Source organism: Streptomyces sp. NPDC057428 (assembly GCF_042803195.1).
Taxonomy (GTDB): domain Bacteria; phylum Actinomycetota; class Actinomycetes; order Streptomycetales; family Streptomycetaceae; genus Streptomyces.
In genome coordinates this window covers 80,482-96,566 of the sequence record NZ_JBHVCT010000008.1, presented here as the reverse complement: position 1 = coordinate 96,566, position 16,085 = coordinate 80,482, and the positions used below count along the sequence as shown (strand labels likewise).

Annotated in this window: 18 protein-coding genes and 1 pseudogene; 8 read left to right on the top strand and 11 right to left on the bottom strand. The window is 70.3% G+C overall.

Features of this window, described 5'->3' with window-relative positions:
• Positions 1 to 7: 7 nt before the first annotated feature.
• Together ACFU5K_RS05520 and ACFU5K_RS05515 are read left to right on the top strand one after the other, a co-directional pair.
• Positions 8 to 790, top strand: coding sequence for an AzlC family ABC transporter permease (locus ACFU5K_RS05520; RefSeq protein ID WP_384057188.1), 783 nt, complete (start codon positions 8 to 10; stop codon positions 788 to 790).
• A complete protein-coding gene (locus ACFU5K_RS05515) occupies positions 787 to 1,092 on the top strand; it encodes an AzlD domain-containing protein (protein WP_384057185.1) in 306 nt (101 codons plus the stop codon). The genes ACFU5K_RS05520 and ACFU5K_RS05515 overlap by 4 nt, the downstream gene beginning before the upstream one ends.
• A gap of 10 nt (positions 1,093 to 1,102) precedes the next feature.
• On the opposite strand, the gene ACFU5K_RS05510 is transcribed toward ACFU5K_RS05515, so the two are convergent.
• Positions 1,103 to 2,017, bottom strand: coding sequence for a hypothetical protein (locus ACFU5K_RS05510; protein ID WP_384057182.1), 915 nt, complete (start codon positions 2,015 to 2,017; stop codon positions 1,103 to 1,105).
• 79 nt (positions 2,018 to 2,096) lie between these two features.
• Between ACFU5K_RS05510 and ACFU5K_RS05505 the strand changes: the two genes are divergently transcribed.
• Complete coding sequence (locus ACFU5K_RS05505) at positions 2,097 to 2,291, top strand: DUF3046 domain-containing protein (protein WP_384057179.1); 195 nt, start codon at positions 2,097 to 2,099, stop codon at positions 2,289 to 2,291.
• Between the two features lie 215 nt (positions 2,292 to 2,506).
• The gene (locus ACFU5K_RS05500) at positions 2,507 to 3,628 is read left to right on the top strand and encodes an AI-2E family transporter (protein ID WP_384057247.1); all 1,122 of its coding nucleotides are present in this window, start codon (positions 2,507 to 2,509) and stop codon (positions 3,626 to 3,628) included.
• Positions 3,629 to 3,640: 12 nt separating this feature from the next.
• Here the strand turns inward: ACFU5K_RS05500 and ACFU5K_RS05495 are convergent.
• Positions 3,641 to 3,751, bottom strand: a pseudogene (locus tag ACFU5K_RS05495) (short-chain dehydrogenase); the annotation flags it as partial.
• A 263-nt stretch (positions 3,752 to 4,014) separates the two neighbouring features.
• Between ACFU5K_RS05495 and recA the strand changes: the two are divergent.
• Both recA and recX read left to right on the top strand, forming a co-directional pair.
• A complete protein-coding gene (gene recA, locus ACFU5K_RS05490) occupies positions 4,015 to 5,145 on the top strand; it encodes a recombinase RecA (RefSeq protein WP_384057176.1) in 1,131 nt (376 codons plus the stop codon).
• Positions 5,146 to 5,148: 3 nt separating this feature from the next.
• A complete protein-coding gene (recX, locus tag ACFU5K_RS05485; RefSeq protein WP_384057173.1) occupies positions 5,149 to 5,841 on the top strand; it encodes a recombination regulator RecX in 693 nt (230 codons plus the stop codon).
• A gap of 350 nt (positions 5,842 to 6,191) precedes the next feature.
• On the opposite strand, the gene ACFU5K_RS05480 is transcribed toward recX, so the two are convergent.
• The 9 genes from ACFU5K_RS05480 to ACFU5K_RS05440 form a co-directional block, all read right to left on the bottom strand.
• A complete protein-coding gene (locus ACFU5K_RS05480) occupies positions 6,192 to 6,992 on the bottom strand; it encodes a hypothetical protein (protein WP_384057170.1) in 801 nt (266 codons plus the stop codon).
• Positions 6,993 to 7,176: 184 nt separating this feature from the next.
• Positions 7,177 to 7,605, bottom strand: a complete 429-nt coding sequence (locus ACFU5K_RS05475; RefSeq protein ID WP_384057167.1) for a rhodanese-like domain-containing protein — start codon at positions 7,603 to 7,605, stop codon at positions 7,177 to 7,179.
• A complete protein-coding gene (locus tag ACFU5K_RS05470; protein WP_384057245.1) occupies positions 7,602 to 8,147 on the bottom strand; it encodes a cysteine dioxygenase in 546 nt (181 codons plus the stop codon). The genes ACFU5K_RS05475 and ACFU5K_RS05470 overlap by 4 nt, the downstream gene beginning before the upstream one ends.
• A gap of 143 nt (positions 8,148 to 8,290) precedes the next feature.
• A complete protein-coding gene (locus tag ACFU5K_RS05465) occupies positions 8,291 to 8,338 on the bottom strand; it encodes a hypothetical protein (RefSeq protein WP_309506048.1) in 48 nt (15 codons plus the stop codon).
• A gap of 71 nt (positions 8,339 to 8,409) precedes the next feature.
• Positions 8,410 to 10,068, bottom strand: coding sequence for an FAD-dependent monooxygenase (locus ACFU5K_RS05460; RefSeq protein ID WP_384057163.1), 1,659 nt, complete (start codon positions 10,066 to 10,068; stop codon positions 8,410 to 8,412).
• 188 nt (positions 10,069 to 10,256) lie between these two features.
• Positions 10,257 to 11,171, bottom strand: a complete 915-nt coding sequence (locus ACFU5K_RS05455) for an amino acid ABC transporter permease (protein ID WP_384057160.1) — start codon at positions 11,169 to 11,171, stop codon at positions 10,257 to 10,259.
• Positions 11,168 to 11,836, bottom strand: coding sequence for an amino acid ABC transporter permease (locus ACFU5K_RS05450; protein WP_384057157.1), 669 nt, complete (start codon positions 11,834 to 11,836; stop codon positions 11,168 to 11,170). The genes ACFU5K_RS05455 and ACFU5K_RS05450 overlap by 4 nt, the downstream gene beginning before the upstream one ends.
• Before the next feature lie 98 nt (positions 11,837 to 11,934).
• Positions 11,935 to 12,771 carry a glutamate ABC transporter substrate-binding protein gene (locus ACFU5K_RS05445; RefSeq protein ID WP_384057154.1) on the bottom strand — a complete coding sequence of 279 codons (837 nt, stop codon included), beginning with the start codon at positions 12,769 to 12,771 and terminating at the stop codon, positions 11,935 to 11,937.
• A 62-nt stretch (positions 12,772 to 12,833) separates the two neighbouring features.
• Complete coding sequence (locus ACFU5K_RS05440; protein ID WP_327113807.1) at positions 12,834 to 13,619, bottom strand: amino acid ABC transporter ATP-binding protein; 786 nt, start codon at positions 13,617 to 13,619, stop codon at positions 12,834 to 12,836.
• 354 nt (positions 13,620 to 13,973) lie between these two features.
• Between ACFU5K_RS05440 and ACFU5K_RS05435 the strand changes: the two genes are divergently transcribed.
• Together ACFU5K_RS05435 and ACFU5K_RS05430 are read left to right on the top strand one after the other, a co-directional pair.
• The gene (locus ACFU5K_RS05435) at positions 13,974 to 14,666 is read left to right on the top strand and encodes a response regulator transcription factor (protein WP_384057151.1); all 693 of its coding nucleotides are present in this window, start codon (positions 13,974 to 13,976) and stop codon (positions 14,664 to 14,666) included.
• Positions 14,667 to 14,680: 14 nt separating this feature from the next.
• Positions 14,681 to 16,075 (top strand): ATP-binding protein, encoded by a 1,395-nt coding sequence (locus ACFU5K_RS05430; protein ID WP_384057148.1) that lies wholly within the window; start codon positions 14,681 to 14,683, stop codon positions 16,073 to 16,075.
• The last annotated feature ends 10 nt before the right edge of the window (positions 16,076 to 16,085 follow it).

The following is a 16,085-nucleotide window of genomic DNA, read 5'->3' as shown; positions in this document are numbered from 1 at the left end:
TCCGGGCGTGGCAGAACAGACAGCACCCCCGCAGAACACCTTCGCCGGCGATCCACCGGGCCCGCCCGGGAGTAAGCCCGACGCCGCGGTCGTCCGGGACGCGCTCGGCGTGGGCATAGCCGTGGGCCTCTCCGGATTCGCCTTCGGCGTGACCTCGGCAGGCTCCGGACTGACCCTTCTCCAGACCTGCGCCCTGAGCCTGCTCGTCTTCACCGGGGCCTCGCAGTTCGCACTCGTGGGCGCTCTCGCGGCGGGCGGGAACCCCTACACCGCCGCAGCCGGGGCGTTCTTCCTGGGCGTCCGAAACGCCTTCTACGGGCTGCGCCTGTCCCCGTTGCTGGCCGTTCCGCGGATGCTGCGCCCGTTCGCCGCCCAGTGGGTCATCGACGAGACGACGGCGGTCGCCCTGGGCCAGCCCACCCGGCGTGCCGCACGCATCGGCTTCACGGTCACCGGGCTCAGCCTCTACGTCCTGTGGAACCTGACCACGCTGGCCGGCGCTCTCGGGGCCGAGGCGCTGGGCGACACCGACGCCTGGGGGCTGGACGCGGCGAGTCCGGCCGTGTTCCTCGCCCTGCTCGCCCCGATGCTCAAGAGCACCACGGAGCGCGTGACCGCGGGCCTCGCGGTCCTGCTCGTCCTCTGCCTCCTGCCGGTTCTTCCGGCCGGTGCACCCGTACTCATGGCCGCCCTCGCGGCCCCCGCCGTCCTCTTCCTGAAGGGCCGCCGCCCTGACACCCGGGGCGACTCCGCCACCGAAGGCACGACGACGCCCCGGGAGGGCCGATGAACATCTGGATCGCGGTCGGACTCACCGCTGTCGGCTGCTACCTCGCGAAGCTCCTTGGGCTGCTCGTCCCCGCCGGAGTGCTGGAGCGTCCACTGGTACAGCGGCTGGCGGCGCTCCTGCCGGTGGCCCTGCTCGCTGCCCTCACCGCCGAGCAGACCTTCGGCGACGATCAGCAACTGGTCCTGGACGCCAGGGCCGCGGGCCTCGCCGCAGCCGCCCTCGCCCTCGTCCTGCGTGCCCCCTTCCTGGTCGTCGTCGGGGCCGCCGTCGTGGTCACCGCGGCCGGGCGCGCCCTCTTCTGAGGCATGCGGGTCAGCGGAGGTCGCGCCCGTACGCCCGCAGCGTCCGCAGCGCCCTGAGCGTCACGATGGGGCGGCCCTCCAGGGCCGTACCGGGGGCCCACTGACGCCAGTCGACCGGCCAGCCCCCGTCTTCCTGCTGCTCCGCCGCCAGGTGGTCCAGCGCGCTCTCCAGCTCGTCGTCGGTGAACCAGCGACGGGCCAGCGACCCGGGGGTGCGGGCGTAGTCGTACGGAAAGTGGTGTTCCCCCGGGGCGTAGCCGGGGGAGACCGGGTACTCGGAGCTCCGCCCCGGATCCAGCACCACCAGTTGCTGCTCGCGCACCAGTCTGCCCAGGCGTGCGGCGGCGGACTCCGCACGCGCCCGGTCCGGTACGCCGTCCAGGAAGGCGACGGCCGCCTCGATCTCGTACGGATGGGACCCCTCGAGTGCCTCCACGGCGGCCCAGCAGAAGTCCGTGGCCCGGAAGAGCCAGGCGTGCCACACCTGATTGCGGTGCAGCAGCCCGACCACGGGGCCGGTCGCGAGCAGCTCGGGGGGCGGCTCGTCGACCACAGGGATGAAGGGGGCGGCGGGATAGCCCCGCTGCGAGGGGAGAAGGGCCGGCAGTGCACCCTCCTTGGTCGACACGTCGGTCAGATAGCGGCAGATCCGCTCCACGCGCAGACCGCCGCAGCGGTCGATCGAGTCGAGGACGCTCAGTGCGTGGGCCGTGTGCAGCGGCTGGCTCACAGGCCCCCTGAGGTCGGGTTCCAGCGCGTGGGCGTAGCCACCGTCCTCGTTCCTGTAGGCGGCGAGTGCGGTCTCGACGGCGTCCGCGCTCCCTTGCAGGAAAAGATGCGCGAACCGCCGCTGCTCGAGGACGCGTGCGGTGAGCCAGATGAACTGCTCGGCTCGGGCGAGGGGGCTTGTTCCGGTTCCGGCCATGGACCGACCGTAGGGGCGAACCGCCGCCGGCCGGGCTCGCCCGGCCCGTCTGCACTCTCAGGAGCGGGATACTGAGGGCATGCGGTTGACGATTTTCTGGGAACGGATGGCGGACCACTTCGGCGAGGCCTACGCCGAGTCCTTCGCGCGCGACCACGTGATGGCCGAGCTCGGAGGCCGGACGGTGTACGAGGCCCTGGCCGCCGGCTGGGAGACGAGGGACGTCTGGCGAGGGGTCTGCTCCGCGGTCGGCATCCCCGCGGACAAGCGCTGACGCTCCGGCCCGCGTTCCGCCGGCCAGGCACTGACACCCCGCGGGGTCGCGCACGTCGCAGGCACCGGCGGCCCACGCGACCTGATGTCAGCCCGGTGCGCGAGACTTGTCCCGTGGCACCGACAGACGAGACCGTTCAGACCCAGCCGCCCGCCTCGCCGTCCGTCCCGCCGGCCGCACCACCGGGTGCGCCGACAGGGACAGGCCCCGTCCGCATGCCCAGGTGGCTGCCGCGTGCCATGGTCACGGCGCTGGCCCTCTACGGGTGCTTCCGGCTGGGCAGCTGGGCGTTCGGCCAGCTCATCGGGTTGCTCATCAACATCCTCATCGCCTTCTTCCTGGCGCTCGCCATCGAACCGGCCATCAGCCGCATGGCCGCACGGGGGATGCGCAGGGGACCGGCGACCTTCCTGGTCTTCCTGGGCGTCCTGATCGCGGGTGTCGGGTTCGTGCTCCTGCTGGGCTCCATGCTCGCGGGCCAGATCGTCGACATGGTCGAGGAATTCCCGAAGTACCTCGACTCGGTGATCAACTGGGTCAACCAGACCTTCCACACGGAGCTCTCCCGGGTCGAGGTCCAGGACAGCCTTATCCACTCCGACTGGCTGCAGAAGTACGTGCAGAACAGTGCGACCGGAGTGCTCGACGTCTCCACGACCGTGCTCGGCGGACTGTTCCGGCTCCTGACGATCTTCCTGTTCTCGTTCTACTTCGCCGCCGACGGCCCCCGCCTCAGGCGCGCGCTGTGCTCCGTACTCCCGCCCTCCCGGCAGGCAGAGGTGCTGCGCGCCTGGGAGATCGCGGTCGACAAGACCGGCGGCTACATCTACTCGCGAGGGCTGATGGCGCTGGTCTCCGGTGCGGCGCACTACATCCTGCTGGTCGTCCTCGGAGTGCCGTACGCTCCCGCCCTCGCTGTCTGGGTCGGCCTCGTCTCGCAGTTCATCCCCACGATCGGCACGTACCTCGCCGGTGCGCTGCCCATGCTGATCGCCTTCACCGTGAACCCCTGGTACGCGCTCTGGGTGCTCGGCTTCGTCGTGGTCTACCAGCAGTTCGAGAACTACGTGCTGCAGCCGAAGCTCACGTCCAGGACCGTCGACATCCACCCCGCGGTCGCTTTCGGATCGGTGATCGCGGGGACGGCGCTGCTGGGCGCGGTCGGGGCGCTGATCGCCATTCCCGCCGTCGCGACGCTCCAGGCCTTCCTCGGGGCGTACGTGAAGCGCTACGACGTGACCGACGACCCGAGGGTGCACGGCGGCCAGCGCCTGCGCCGCGGGGTGCCGCTCCTGTCGCGGTTCCGTCGCGCGGTGCGGGGCGGCGACGGGGCGTGAGGCGGGATCCCGTCAGCGGTAGCCGGTGACATCCGCCGGCAGGCCGGCATCCTGGACCTCCACCAGGTAGCGCCAGGCGTCGGGACGGGTGCCGTCGATATCCGTGATGCCGTACACCTGCGACGTACAGAGCTACCAGCTCACGTCACAGTTGATTGACTTGCTCGTTGTCGACCGTCATGAGGGCTACGCTCGGTCGTGTCGGCCCGGCGCGGTGCGCTTGACACCAAAATCGAACATACATTCTTATGGGATTCCGGCCGGGTTTTCCCGGGCCCGACCATGGAGTTGTCCACAGGCCGGGAAGACGTCGAGGCCCATTGTCAGTGGCAGGGGTTAGCGTCTGACACGTGAAGCGATCGACTCAAGCAAATCGGGTGGAACCCATGGCAGGAACCGACCGCGAGAAGGCGCTGGACGCCGCACTCGCACAGATTGAACGGCAATTCGGCAAGGGCGCGGTGATGCGCCTCGGTGAGCGGCCGAACGAGCCGATCGAGGTGATCCCCACCGGGTCCACCGCTCTCGACGTCGCGCTCGGCGTCGGCGGTCTGCCCCGCGGCCGCGTGGTGGAGGTGTACGGACCGGAGTCCTCCGGCAAGACGACGCTGACGCTGCACGCCGTCGCGAACGCGCAGAAGCTCGGCGGATCGGTGGCGTTCATCGACGCGGAGCACGCTCTCGACCCGGAATACGCGAAGAAGCTCGGCGTCGACATCGACAACCTCATCCTCTCGCAGCCGGACAACGGCGAGCAGGCGCTGGAGATCGTGGACATGCTGGTCCGCTCAGGCGCACTGGACCTGATCGTCATCGACTCCGTCGCGGCCCTGGTGCCCCGTGCGGAGATCGAGGGCGAGATGGGTGACTCCCACGTGGGTCTGCAGGCCCGTCTGATGAGCCAGGCACTCCGTAAGATCACCAGTGCGCTCAACCAGTCCAAGACCACCGCGATCTTCATCAACCAGCTCCGCGAGAAGATCGGGGTCATGTTCGGCTCCCCGGAGACCACGACCGGTGGCCGGGCACTGAAGTTCTACGCCTCGGTCCGTCTGGACATCCGCCGTATCGAGACCCTCAAGGACGGCACCGACGCAGTGGGTAACCGCACCCGCGTCAAGGTCGTCAAGAACAAGGTCGCGCCGCCGTTCAAGCAGGCCGAGTTCGACATCCTGTACGGCCAGGGCATCAGCCGTGAGGGCGGCCTGATCGACATGGGCGTGGAGCACGGCTTTGTCCGTAAGGCCGGCGCCTGGTACACGTACGAGGGCGACCAGCTCGGCCAGGGCAAGGAGAACGCCCGCAACTTCCTCAAGGACAACCCCGATCTCGCCAACGAGATCGAGAAGAAGATCCTCGAGAAACTCGGCATCGGTGTCCGTCCCGAGGAGCCTTTCGCGGAGCCCGCGGCCGACGCCGAGCTCACCACGGGTGCGCCGGCCGATGCCGCGGCCAAGTCGGTGCCGGTTCCCGCGACCAAGGCCAAGCCCGTCAAGGCCGCGGCGGCCAAGAGCTAGGCGATGACGCGTCGCACGGAATGGTCGGGTGCCGGAACAGACACGGGTCCCGGTCCCGAGTACGCGGCAGAAGGCTCCGGGGCCCTCGCGGAGCCCGGTCGGGGGGCCGGGTTCGGCGAGGGGGCGGGGCGGCGATCCCGCTCCCACTCCAGGGGCGGCGGTTCCCCCTCCTCGTCGAGGGCCGAGAAGGGGGAACCGCGAGACCCGGTCGAGCAGGCAGGCAACATCTGCCTGCGACTGCTGACCGGGACTCCGCGCACTCGAAAGCAACTGGCGGACGCCTTGCGCAAGCGGGAGATCCCCGACGAGGCGGCGGAGGAAGTGCTGTCGCGGTTCGAGGACGTGGGGCTGATCAACGACGCAGCGTTCGCGGACGCCTGGGTCGAGTCCCGCCACCACGGCAGGGGACTCGGCCGCCGCGCCTTGGTGCGCGAGCTGCGTACGAAGGGGGTTGACTCCGCGCTGATCGACGAGGCGGTCGGGCAGCTCGACTCCGATCAGGAGGAGGAGACCGCCAAGGAGCTCGTCGCGCGGAAACTGCGCTCCACCAGAGGGCTGGACCGCGACAAGCGGATTCGTCGGCTCGCGGGCATGCTCGCGCGCAAGGGGTACGGCGAGGGGATGGCGCTACGCGTGGTGCGTCAGGCGCTGGAGGCCGAGGGGGAGGACACCGAGGGGTTGGACGAGCCCTTCTGACCGGGGCGGATGCACAACGGACGGGGGCGGTGGGGACCGGCACCGGGCACGAGGCCGGGGTCTGAGGGGAGCGGGGCGGACGCACGGGGATCGCGCCCTTCGGCTCCACGCAGGGGGGTCGACGGCCTGAAGCCGCATCGGTCGGGGGACACGCGCGCATGGTCTGATGAGCAGGCCTACTGCGGTGGCGGAGGGGGCCACCGCCGCAGGCTGCGTATCCGGGTGCGGAGGAGCGGATACCTGGGGTCAAGCCCCGACTCAGCAGCCGGTCTCACCGCGATCCGTGTCGCGGCGACCTGCGTTCAGCGAAGGCGGACCGTATGTAAACGGCCGGTGCTTTCCGGGCGCGGTCATTCCCCCGCCATCGAAGCCCGCCGGATGGTCGCGTCGATCAGGGCGAGCGCCTCCTCGGCGGTGCGGCCCGGATGCCGGTTCCAGGGGCCGATCAGATCGGTCCAGCCCTGTGAGCGCAGCTCGGTGATCATCCAGGCGCCTGCGCGGTCGACGGTCCGGAGAGAGCCGTGACCGAGCCGGTGGGCCGTCAGCATGGCCCCGCACACACAGCGCGCACCACGTGCGTTGCGCAGGCGATAGGGAGTGTTCTGCCAGCCCCACTCCGTCAGGATCCGCCGGGCGTGGCCGAGGTGGGTGGAGGGGCGCACGTCGGGCTGCCCGATGCGGCGCCAGGCGTGCAGGTGGTCGGGCAGCAAGGCGCCGAGACGCCCGGGAAGTCTTCGCTCGCCGCCGGGCAGCGCGGGGAGCGTCCGGAGGGATTCCTCGACCAGCTGCTCGACGGGCACGGACAGGAGAGTCCGCCAGTCGGCAGGGTCCGTGAGCCGCGCTCCGTCGTGCGGTGCGGGCGCCGGGTGCAGGTGCTCGGGGGCGAAGGGCTCCGCCCAGGGGGCCGCGGGCGCGGCCTCCACTTCCGCGACCGCGCACGCGACCTGCGCTGCGGGCACCGCGCACGTTGCCCCGACGCCGGACACCGCGTGGTCGGACCCCGGCGCCGGACACGCGTGCTCGGGGTCGGTGCATGGAGGGTCGGGGGTCGTGGCCTCCCAGCCTGAGACGATGCGCTGCCACGCATCCGTGTCATGGAGCCGGGAGGCCTGGGCGTCGAGCTGATCCGGGTTGAGCTGAGCGGTGTCCATCGACGCGGCATCTCCGTACATTCCGGTCCTCAGTGATGAGGTGAATGTCGGTCGCACGCGCTGACAGCTTCACCGGGGGAGCAGCGTTCGGGTGTGTCGGAGCGGCATTCGGGGCTTTTCGGCACCCGGGTGGCCGGTCAAGCACAGCCGGCCACCCGGAGGCCGAGCCCGCAGAGGGATCGGGTCAGGGCGCCGGGGGGAGCCCGGGAGCGACGGGAAGCCCTGCCGCGCGCCACGCCTGGAAACCACCGGTCAGGTCCGTGGCCCGGTGCAGCCCCAGCTGCCGCAGGGAGGCGACGGCGAGACTCGACGCGTAACCCTCATTGCAGATGATCACGATGCGGAGATCGTGGCTGACCGCCTCCGGGACACGGTGGCTGCCGCGCGGGTCGAGCCGCCACTCCAGCTCGTTGCGCTCGATGACCAGTGCACCGGGGATCAGGCCGTCCGCCTCGCGCAGGGCCGCGTAGCGGATGTCGACGAGCAGTGCACCCTGCTCGGCAGCGGCTGCCGCTTCATCGGGGCCGACCCGGGTGTAGCCCGCCCGGACCCGGTCCACCAGTTCGTCGATGCCGACCTGCTCCGCCGGACGGTTCCCGTCATCGACGCTCACTGCCAGTTCTCCGGGCGCTCGGTCTGCTCGAGGCGGAGCACCGCGCCCGTACGGCTGAACCGCCGGATCTGCGGATGGGGCGGGTGGTAGGCGTGCACGGAAACGGCGTGCTCGTGTTCGGACTCGTTCAGCACTTCGTGCACGTGATGCCTGCCGAAGGCCCTGCCCTGCCCGGTGGCCAGCCGCCGTGTCCGGTCGACGTCCTCGCTGAGTTCAAGGGTCTTCCAGCCGTCGGTGGGGAGGCGCATGGCGAGCGAGTGCTCCCTGAGCGTGCCGGCCGCCACGGTGAAGGCTCCCGTCGACTCGGCATGGTCGTGCCAGCCCGTGCCGGTACCGGGGGGCCAGGCGATCAGCCACGCCTCGCTGCCAGCCGGCCCCTCCAGCCGCAGCCAGGTGCGCCCCTCGGGATCGTGGGGAAGTGAGGCGACGAGCGCGGTGTCCTTTGCGGTCCGGCGGACGAAGGCGAGCAGTTCTGCGGCGGTCGGGGTGGGGGTGGACGCGGCCGGGGCGCAGGGTTCGACGGCAGGCGCGAGTGCAGGCACAGGCGCCGGCGGGACGTCGGTCTCGTCGACCGGCGCGGACGTGGACAGGAAGGAAGAGGAAGCAGACACAGGGGGCCGTCCTGGAGTTCGCGAGGAGGCACAGCCGCGCGCCGAAGAAAGCGCGGGGTGCCGGGGCAGGCGATTCAGCAGGACGGGCGACACACGCAGCCCGCATAGCGGACCAGGTCCATATGGACCCTCCGCCACAGGCGCACGTCGGTGTCGGTCATGATCCGGAGTACACCATGTGGGCCTGCGACGGTCAATTGACGTCCGCGGTTCGGTCGGATCTCGCAGTGGTGCGCGCCCCGTCCCCGGGCGCCGTGCCCGCCCCGCCCCCGTGCACCGTGCCCGCGCCACCCCCGCGCGCCGTGTCGGCGGCCTCGTGGAGCTCCGCAGGCCGTACGCCGCTGAAGGCGGCCACAAGATGCCCGTCCGGCCTGACCAGCAGCACCGTATGGGCCGTCGCCCCCGGGTAGCTCTCGGTCACCAGCAGCTCGGCCTTCGCCGGCAGGGCGTTCACCGCCGCGACCAGCCGGGGCATGACCCCCGCGGTGAGCCAGTGCCGCCGGTCCCACACCCCGGTGCCCGGCGCGACGAGGATCACCAGCAGGTGCCCCTGGCCCAGCCGCTCGCGCAGCCGGACCGCCTTGCCGTCGGGCGCCGTCACCCGCACGTCGGCGACCGGCGCACCAGGAGCCGTGCCCACCGAGAGGTGCGCCTCGGCGTGTTGAGGTGAAAGGGGGGAGTGCGCGTATGACGGCGGCGCACCCAGCGGCCCGCACCCCAGGTGGCCATCGGCGAGCAGGGTGTCGTGCCCGCGTGCGCCGCCCGGCAGAATCGTGCGAAGGCCCGCACCGCCGCGCAGTATCGGCAGCGACTGGTCGGCGGCCCGGAGCCGCGCGGCGACCGCCGCCCTGCGCTCGGCCTGGTAGCTGTCGAGCAGCAGTTCGGAGGCACCGTGGTGCCAGGCCTGCGCCAGTTTCCAGGCCAGGTTCTCGGCGTCCCGCAGGCCGTCGTCCAGCCCCTGGGTGCCGAGCGCGCCCAGCAGATGCGCGGCGTCCCCGGCGAGGAAGGCCCGCTTGGACCTCCAGCGCCTGGCCAGCCGGTGGTGCAGCGTGTAGACCCCGGTGTCCAGCAGTTCGTAGGCCGGCGTCTCGCCGCACCAGCCCTCGAGGGTGTCGCGGATACGGATGATCAGGGCGTCGGGCGTGACCAGCTCGCCGCGCGGCGGGAGGAGCCAGTCCAGCCGCCAGACACCGCCGGGCAGCGGCCGGGCGGTCACCTCCGTACCGCCCGAGCGCCAGGGGGGTGATCGGTGCAGCACGGCCTCGCCCGGCCAGGGCAGTTCGGCGCGCAGCGCGGCGACCGCGTGCCGTTCGACCGCCGTACGGCCGGGGAACCTGATGTCCAGCAGCTTGCGTACGGTGGAGCGCGCGCCGTCGCACCCGACCAGGAAACTCCCCCGCCACCAGGTCGAACCGGGCTCCCTGGTGTGCACGGTGACGCCGTCCGCGTCCTGCTCCAGAGTGTCGATCCGGCTGAACGGCACCATCTCGACCAGGTCGTGTGCGGCGGCCGCCGCCCGCAGTCCTCCGGTGAGCGCGTGCTGGGGCAGGTGGACGGGGGAGGGGAGCGGAACAGAGCCCTCCTCGTCGCCCAGGGGCACCGCCCGTACCAGCTGCTTGCGCCGTACCGAGCGCCAGCCCGCCCAGCGCAGCCCCTCGTCGCGGATCGCGGAGCAGCCGAGCCGCTCCACCAGGTCCGCGGTGTCCTCGCGTAGCACCACGGTGCGCGCGGGGCGGGGTTCGTCCTTGCCGGGGCCTTCGTCGAGCAGGACCGAGGGAACGCCCTGGGTGGCGAGAGCGAGCGACAGCGCCAGACCGACCGGCCCGGCGCCGACGACGATCACCGGGTCCACGGTGTGATCCCTCCGGCGCAGGTCGTCGGGGTCGAGGGGGAGGGGAGGGGTGCGGCGGGGGCTGTTCGGGGCGGGATCACAGAACGTATGCAACCTATTGCCGGTGCTTGCGTCAAGTGACCGGGGGACGTGGCGGGGGGCGCGGCGTATGCGCCGGCGCCCCCCGTGGTTCCGTCAGCGACGGACCGTCAGTTCCCCTGTCCGTCCTGGAGGACGAGCGGCGCATCGCCGATGGACTTGATGTCCCCGCCGGGGCCGGCGGCGACCACCGTGCCCGTGCTCTTCTTCCCGCGCCGGAGCCTGCGCTCGAGCCAGCTCGCGAACGAGGTGAGAGCGAAGTTCAGCGCGATGTAGATCAGCGCGACGATCGTGAAGCACGCGATGGTGTTCGCGCCGTAGTTCGCGCTCATCGGGCGGACCGAGGCCAGCAGCTCCGGGAAGGTGAGCACCGCCCCGCCAAGTGCGGTGTCCTTCACGATGACGACGATCTGGCTGACGATCGCGGGCAGCATCGCGGTGACCGACTGCGGCAGCAGCACGTACCGCATCGTCTGGCCCTTGCGCATGCCGATGGCCTTCGCGGCGTCGGTCTGCCCGTGCGGGAGGGAGAGGATCCCGGCCCGCACGATCTCGGCGAGCACCGAGGCGTTGTACAGCACCAGGCCCGTGACGACGGCGTAGAGCAGACGTTCGTCGGTGGCGATGTCGGTGAACTCCGCGTAGGCGGCGTTCGCCGTGATCATCAGGATCAGGACGGGGATGGCTCGGAAGAACTCCACGACGACACCGGAGGGCATCCGCACCCAGCGGTGGTCGGAGAGCCTGCCGATGCCGAACAGCGCCCCGAGCGGGAGAGCGATCAGCAGGGCGAAGAACGCGGCCTTGAGCGTGTTCTGGAACCCCGGCCAGATGTACGTCTCCCACGGCTGCGGGCTCGTGAAGAACGGCTCCCACTTGACCCAGTCGAGCTGGTGCTTCTCGTCGAGGCTGGTGTACACCCACCAGGCCACCGCGGCGAGGGCCGCGAGGAAGACGACGGTGTACAGGATGTTACGCCGCTTGGCGCGCGGCCCCTGTGCGTCGAAGAGGACGGAGGTCGTCATCGCTTCACCGCCACCTTCTTGCTCACCCAGCCGAGCAGGAGCCCGGTCGGGAGGGTGAGGCAGACGAATCCGAACGCGAAGACGGCGGATATGAGGATCAGTTGGGCTTCTGCTTCGATCATCGACTTCATCAGGGTCGCCGCTTCGAGAACGCCGATCGCCGCTGCGACGGTGGTGTTCTTGGTCAGCGCGATCAGCACGTTGGCCAGCGGGTTCACGACCGAGCGGAAGGCCTGCGGGAGGATGGTCAGCCGCAGCACCTGGACGAAGCTCAGGCCCAGCGCACGCGCGGCTTCGGCCTGTCCGGCCGGCACCGTGTTGATGCCCGACCGCAGCGCCTCGCACACGAAGGCGGCGGTGTAGAGGGCCAGCGCGAGCACGGCGAGCCGGAAGTTGATGACCTCGAAGTTGCCGCCGCCACCGAGGGTGACCCGCAGGGTCTGGAAGAGGCCCAGCGAGGCGAAGACGATGATGACGGTCAGCGGGATGTTGCGGACGATGTTCACGTAAGCGGTACCGAAACCGCGCATCAAGGGGACCGGGCCGACCCGCATACCGGCCAGCAGCGTTCCCCATATGAGGGAACCGAGGGCGGAGTAGACGGTGAGTTTCACCGTCACCCAGAAGGCCCCCAGTAGGTCGTAACCTTCAAGAAAGTCGAACACGATCTCCCGTGCTTCCACGTGTGGGGAGGGCTCGGTGCGCCGCCTCGGCGGCGGCGCACCTCGTCAGCCCGGCTTCGGACCGTCCGGAGAGTGGAGCCCTACTTGACGACGTTGCCGATCTTCGGCGCGGGGTCGTTCTTGTAGTTGGCGGGGCCGAAGTTGGTCTCGACCGCCTTGTCCCAGGAACCGTCCGAGACCATCTTCGTCAGCGCGGCGTCGATCTTCTTCTTGAGGTCGGCGTCGCCCTTCTTGAGGCCGATGCCGTAGTTCTCGTTGGTCATCTTGAAGCCGGCCAGCTTGAACTTGCCCTTGTGGACGTCCTGCGCCGCGTAACCGGCGAGGATCGAGTCGTCCGTCGTCAGGGCGTCGATGGCCTTGTTCTCCAGGCCGGTGAGGCACTCGGAGTAGCCGCCGTAGTTCTGCAGCTGGGCCTTCGGGGCCAGCTTCTCCTTGACGTTCTTCGCGGAGGTCGAACCGGTGACCGAGCAGAGGTTCTTGTTGTTCAGGTCCGCGGGCGTCTTGATGGAGTCGTCGTCGGCGCGGACGAGGACGTCCTGGTGCGCGAGGAGGTACGGGCCCGCGAAGTCGACCTTCTGCAGGCGCTCGTCGTTGATGGAGTACGTGGCGGCGATGAACTTCACGTCGCCGCGCTCGATCGCGGTCTCGCGGTCGGCGCTCTTCGTCTCGACGAACTCGATGTTCTTGGCGTCGTAGCCGAGCTCCTTGGCGACGTACGTGGCGACGTCGACGTCGAAGCCGGCGAACTTGCCGTCGGGCGTCTTCAGGCCGAGACCGGGCTGGTCGATCTTGATACCGATCGTGATCTTGCCGCCGCCGCCCGCGGCGTCGTCCTTGTCGTCGGAGCCGCAGGCGGTGGCGGTGAGGGCGAGAGCGAGCACGGCGGCGGACGCGGCGGTGACCTTGCGAAGCTGCATGATGGAATTCCTCGGGTTGACGCGATGTGAGTGTTCAGCCGGCACTGGACCAGCCGTGCGGATCAGTGGTGAAGGATCTTCGACAGGAAGTCCTTGGCCCGGTCGCTGCGCGGGTTGCTGAAGAACTGGTCCGGCGTGGCCTCTTCGACGATCTTTCCGTCGGCCATGAAGACGACCCGGTTCGCGGCGGAACGGGCGAAGCCCATCTCGTGGGTGACGACGACCATGGTCATCCCCTCCCGCGCCAGCTGCTGCATGACCTCCAGGACCTCGTTGATCATCTCCGGGTCGAGCGCCGACGTGGGCTCGTCGAAGAGCATGACCTTGGGGTCCATGGCCAGTGCGCGGGCGATCGCGACGCGCTGCTGCTGGCCTCCGGAGAGCTGCGCCGGGTACTTGTCGGCCTGTACGCCGACCCCGACGCGGTCGAGCAGCGCCCGGGCCTTCTCCTCGGCGAGCTTCTTCTCCGTCCTGCGGACCTTGGTCTGGCCCAGCATCACGTTCTCGAGCACCGTCTTGTGCGCGAAGAGATTGAACGACTGGAAGACCATGCCGACATCGGCACGCAGCCTGGCGAGCTCCTTGCCCTCCTGGGGCAGCGGCTTGCCGTCGATCGAGATCGCGCCCGAGTCGATCGTCTCCAAGCGGTTGATCGTGCGGCACAGCGTGGACTTCCCGGACCCGGAGGGCCCGATGACTACGACGACCTCGCCACTGGCGATGGTCAGGTCGATGTCCTGGAGCACATGCAGCGCGCCGAAGTGCTTGTTGACGTTGCTCAGTACGACAAGGTCGTCTCCCGCAGGTGCGGCATCCTCGGCGGCCTTGGTCACTGACACTCCGCTCATCGGCTTCTTGCTCCGTCCTCCTCGGTTAGGGAAGGACCCTAGTGACGCAGTGCGACGAACGTCATTACATCTGAGCGGAAATTGAGCATAACGATCCGGCCTCAGCCGGACACACCGCGTGAACGGGACACCGCGGCCCGCTCATCGGCGTACCGGGTGGGTAACGGAAACCCGCTGGTAACCGGGAGGGTCTTGACTGGCGTACCCGTCATCGGAGTGGATGCCCTGATGTGGGATGGCGTGAATCGGCGCCGTACGCGAAGGTTCACCCGGCGGAACTTCCGCCAGCCATCACGGATAGTTTCCGCTGTACCGGAAAAGGGGACCCGGAAACGTGAACGGAGGGGAGGGGTCTTGAGGCTTTTGCTCGTCGAGGACGACGACCACGTCGCGGCGGCCCTGTCAGCCGTTCTCGCACGCCACGGCTTCCGGGTGGTGCACGCCCGTAGCGGCGAGGAAGCGCTGCAGGCGCTGCTGCCCGCCGAGAAGGAGCCCTTCGGGGTCGTGCTCCTCGACCTCGGGCTGCCCGACCAGGACGGCTACGAGGTGTGCGGGAAGATCCGCAAGCGGTCGGCGATCCCGGTGATCATGGTGACCGCGCGGTCCGACATCCGCTCGCGTATCCACGGCCTCAACCTCGGCGCTGACGACTACGTCGTGAAGCCCTACGACACCGGTGAACTCCTCGCTCGTATCCACGCCGTGGCCCGGCGCAGGACGGCCGGCGAGGACACCGGGTCCACCCCGCTCGCGGCCCTGCTGCTCGGCCCCGTCCGCATCGAACTGCCCACCCGCAGGGTCAGTGTCGACGGCCAGGAGGTCCAGCTCACGCGGAAGGAGTTCGACCTGCTCGCCCTCCTCGCGCAGCGGCCCGGCGTCGTCTTCCGCCGCGAGCAGATCATCAGCGAGGTGTGGCGGACCAGTTGGGAGGGGACGGGGCGCACGCTGGAGGTCCACGTGGCGTCGCTGCGCTCCAAGCTGCGGCTCCCCGCCCTGATCGAGACCGTGCGGGGCGTCGGTTACCGGCTCGTACCGCCGTCGGGCTGAGGACGTAACGCCCCGTGCGCACCCGTCTGCTGCCCCTGCTCATCGTCCTCATGGCCGCCGTGCTGCTCGCCCTGGGTTTCCCGCTCGCCGTCCGGGTGGCCGCCGCAGAGCAGCAGCGGGTCGTCATCGACCGCATCGACGACACCGCCCGCTTCGCCGCACTCGCCCAGTTCGTCAGCGAACCCGTCGAGGGGTCGGACGAGCGGCGCCGGATCCTGCAGACCGAACTCAGGGCCTACGACTCGGTGTACGGCATCCGTGCCGGGGTCTTCTACCGGGACGACCGGGCCCTCGCCAAGGCTCCGTCAGGCTGGACCCTGCCTGCCGAGGGCGAGGGCCGTGGCGCGTTCCGGGAGGCCCTGCTCGGGCGACGGTCCCACGACCCGGCCCAGGTCTGGCCGTGGCAGCGCGGCAGGCTCGCCGTCGCCTCTCCAGTGGTCAGGGACGGAGACGTGGTCGCCGTGGTCGTGACCGATTCCCCCACCGGCGAGATGCGTTCCAGGACCCTGCGCGGCTGGCTGCTCATCGCCCTCGGCGAGGCCGTGGCCATGCTTGTGGCGGTGGGGGCGGCCTTCCGCCTCACCGGCTGGGTACTGCTGCCGGTACGGACCCTGGACGCGGCCACCCACGACATCGCCAGCGGCAGGATGCGCTCCCGGGTCGTCGCGTCCGGAGGCCCCCCGGAACTCAGGCGCCTGGCAAGGTCGTTCAACGAGATGGCCGACAACGTCGAGGAAGTGCTGGAACAGCAGCGCGCCTTCGTCGCCGACGCCTCCCACCAACTCCGCAACCCGCTGGCCGCGTTGCTCCTGCGGATCGAACTCCTCGCGCTCGAACTCCCCGAGGGCAACGAGGAGATCGCCTCGGTGCGCACGGAGGGAAAGCGCCTGGCGAACGTCCTGGACGACCTGCTCGACCTGGCGCTCGCCGAGCACGCCGAGGCCGACCTCCGGCTCACGGACATCGGTGCCCTCACCGGCGAACGGGTCGCCGCCTGGCGTCCCCTCGCCGAGGAGAAGGGCGTCACGCTGACCCTGGACGGCGCCGCGGCGGTCACCGGCTGGGCCGACCCGATCGCGCTCTCGAGCGCGCTCGACGCCGTCATCGACAACGCCCTGAAGTTCACGCCCGAGGGCCAGGAGGTCCGGGTCACGGCGGGCACCGACGGGGCCGGTGCGACCGTCACCGTCGCCGACCGGGGGCCCGGGCTCACCGAGCAGGAGCTGGAGCGCGTCGGCGACCGCTTCTGGCGCAGCGGCCGGCACCAGAACATCAAGGGGTCCGGTCTCGGCCTCTCCATCTCACGCGCCCTGCTCGCGGCGGGCGGCGGAGCGATCCGCTACGGCACGCACGAACCGCACGGCCTCCTGGTGACGGTCACCGTGCCGCGCGACGCCCCGCACGTCTGAGAGCCTGTCG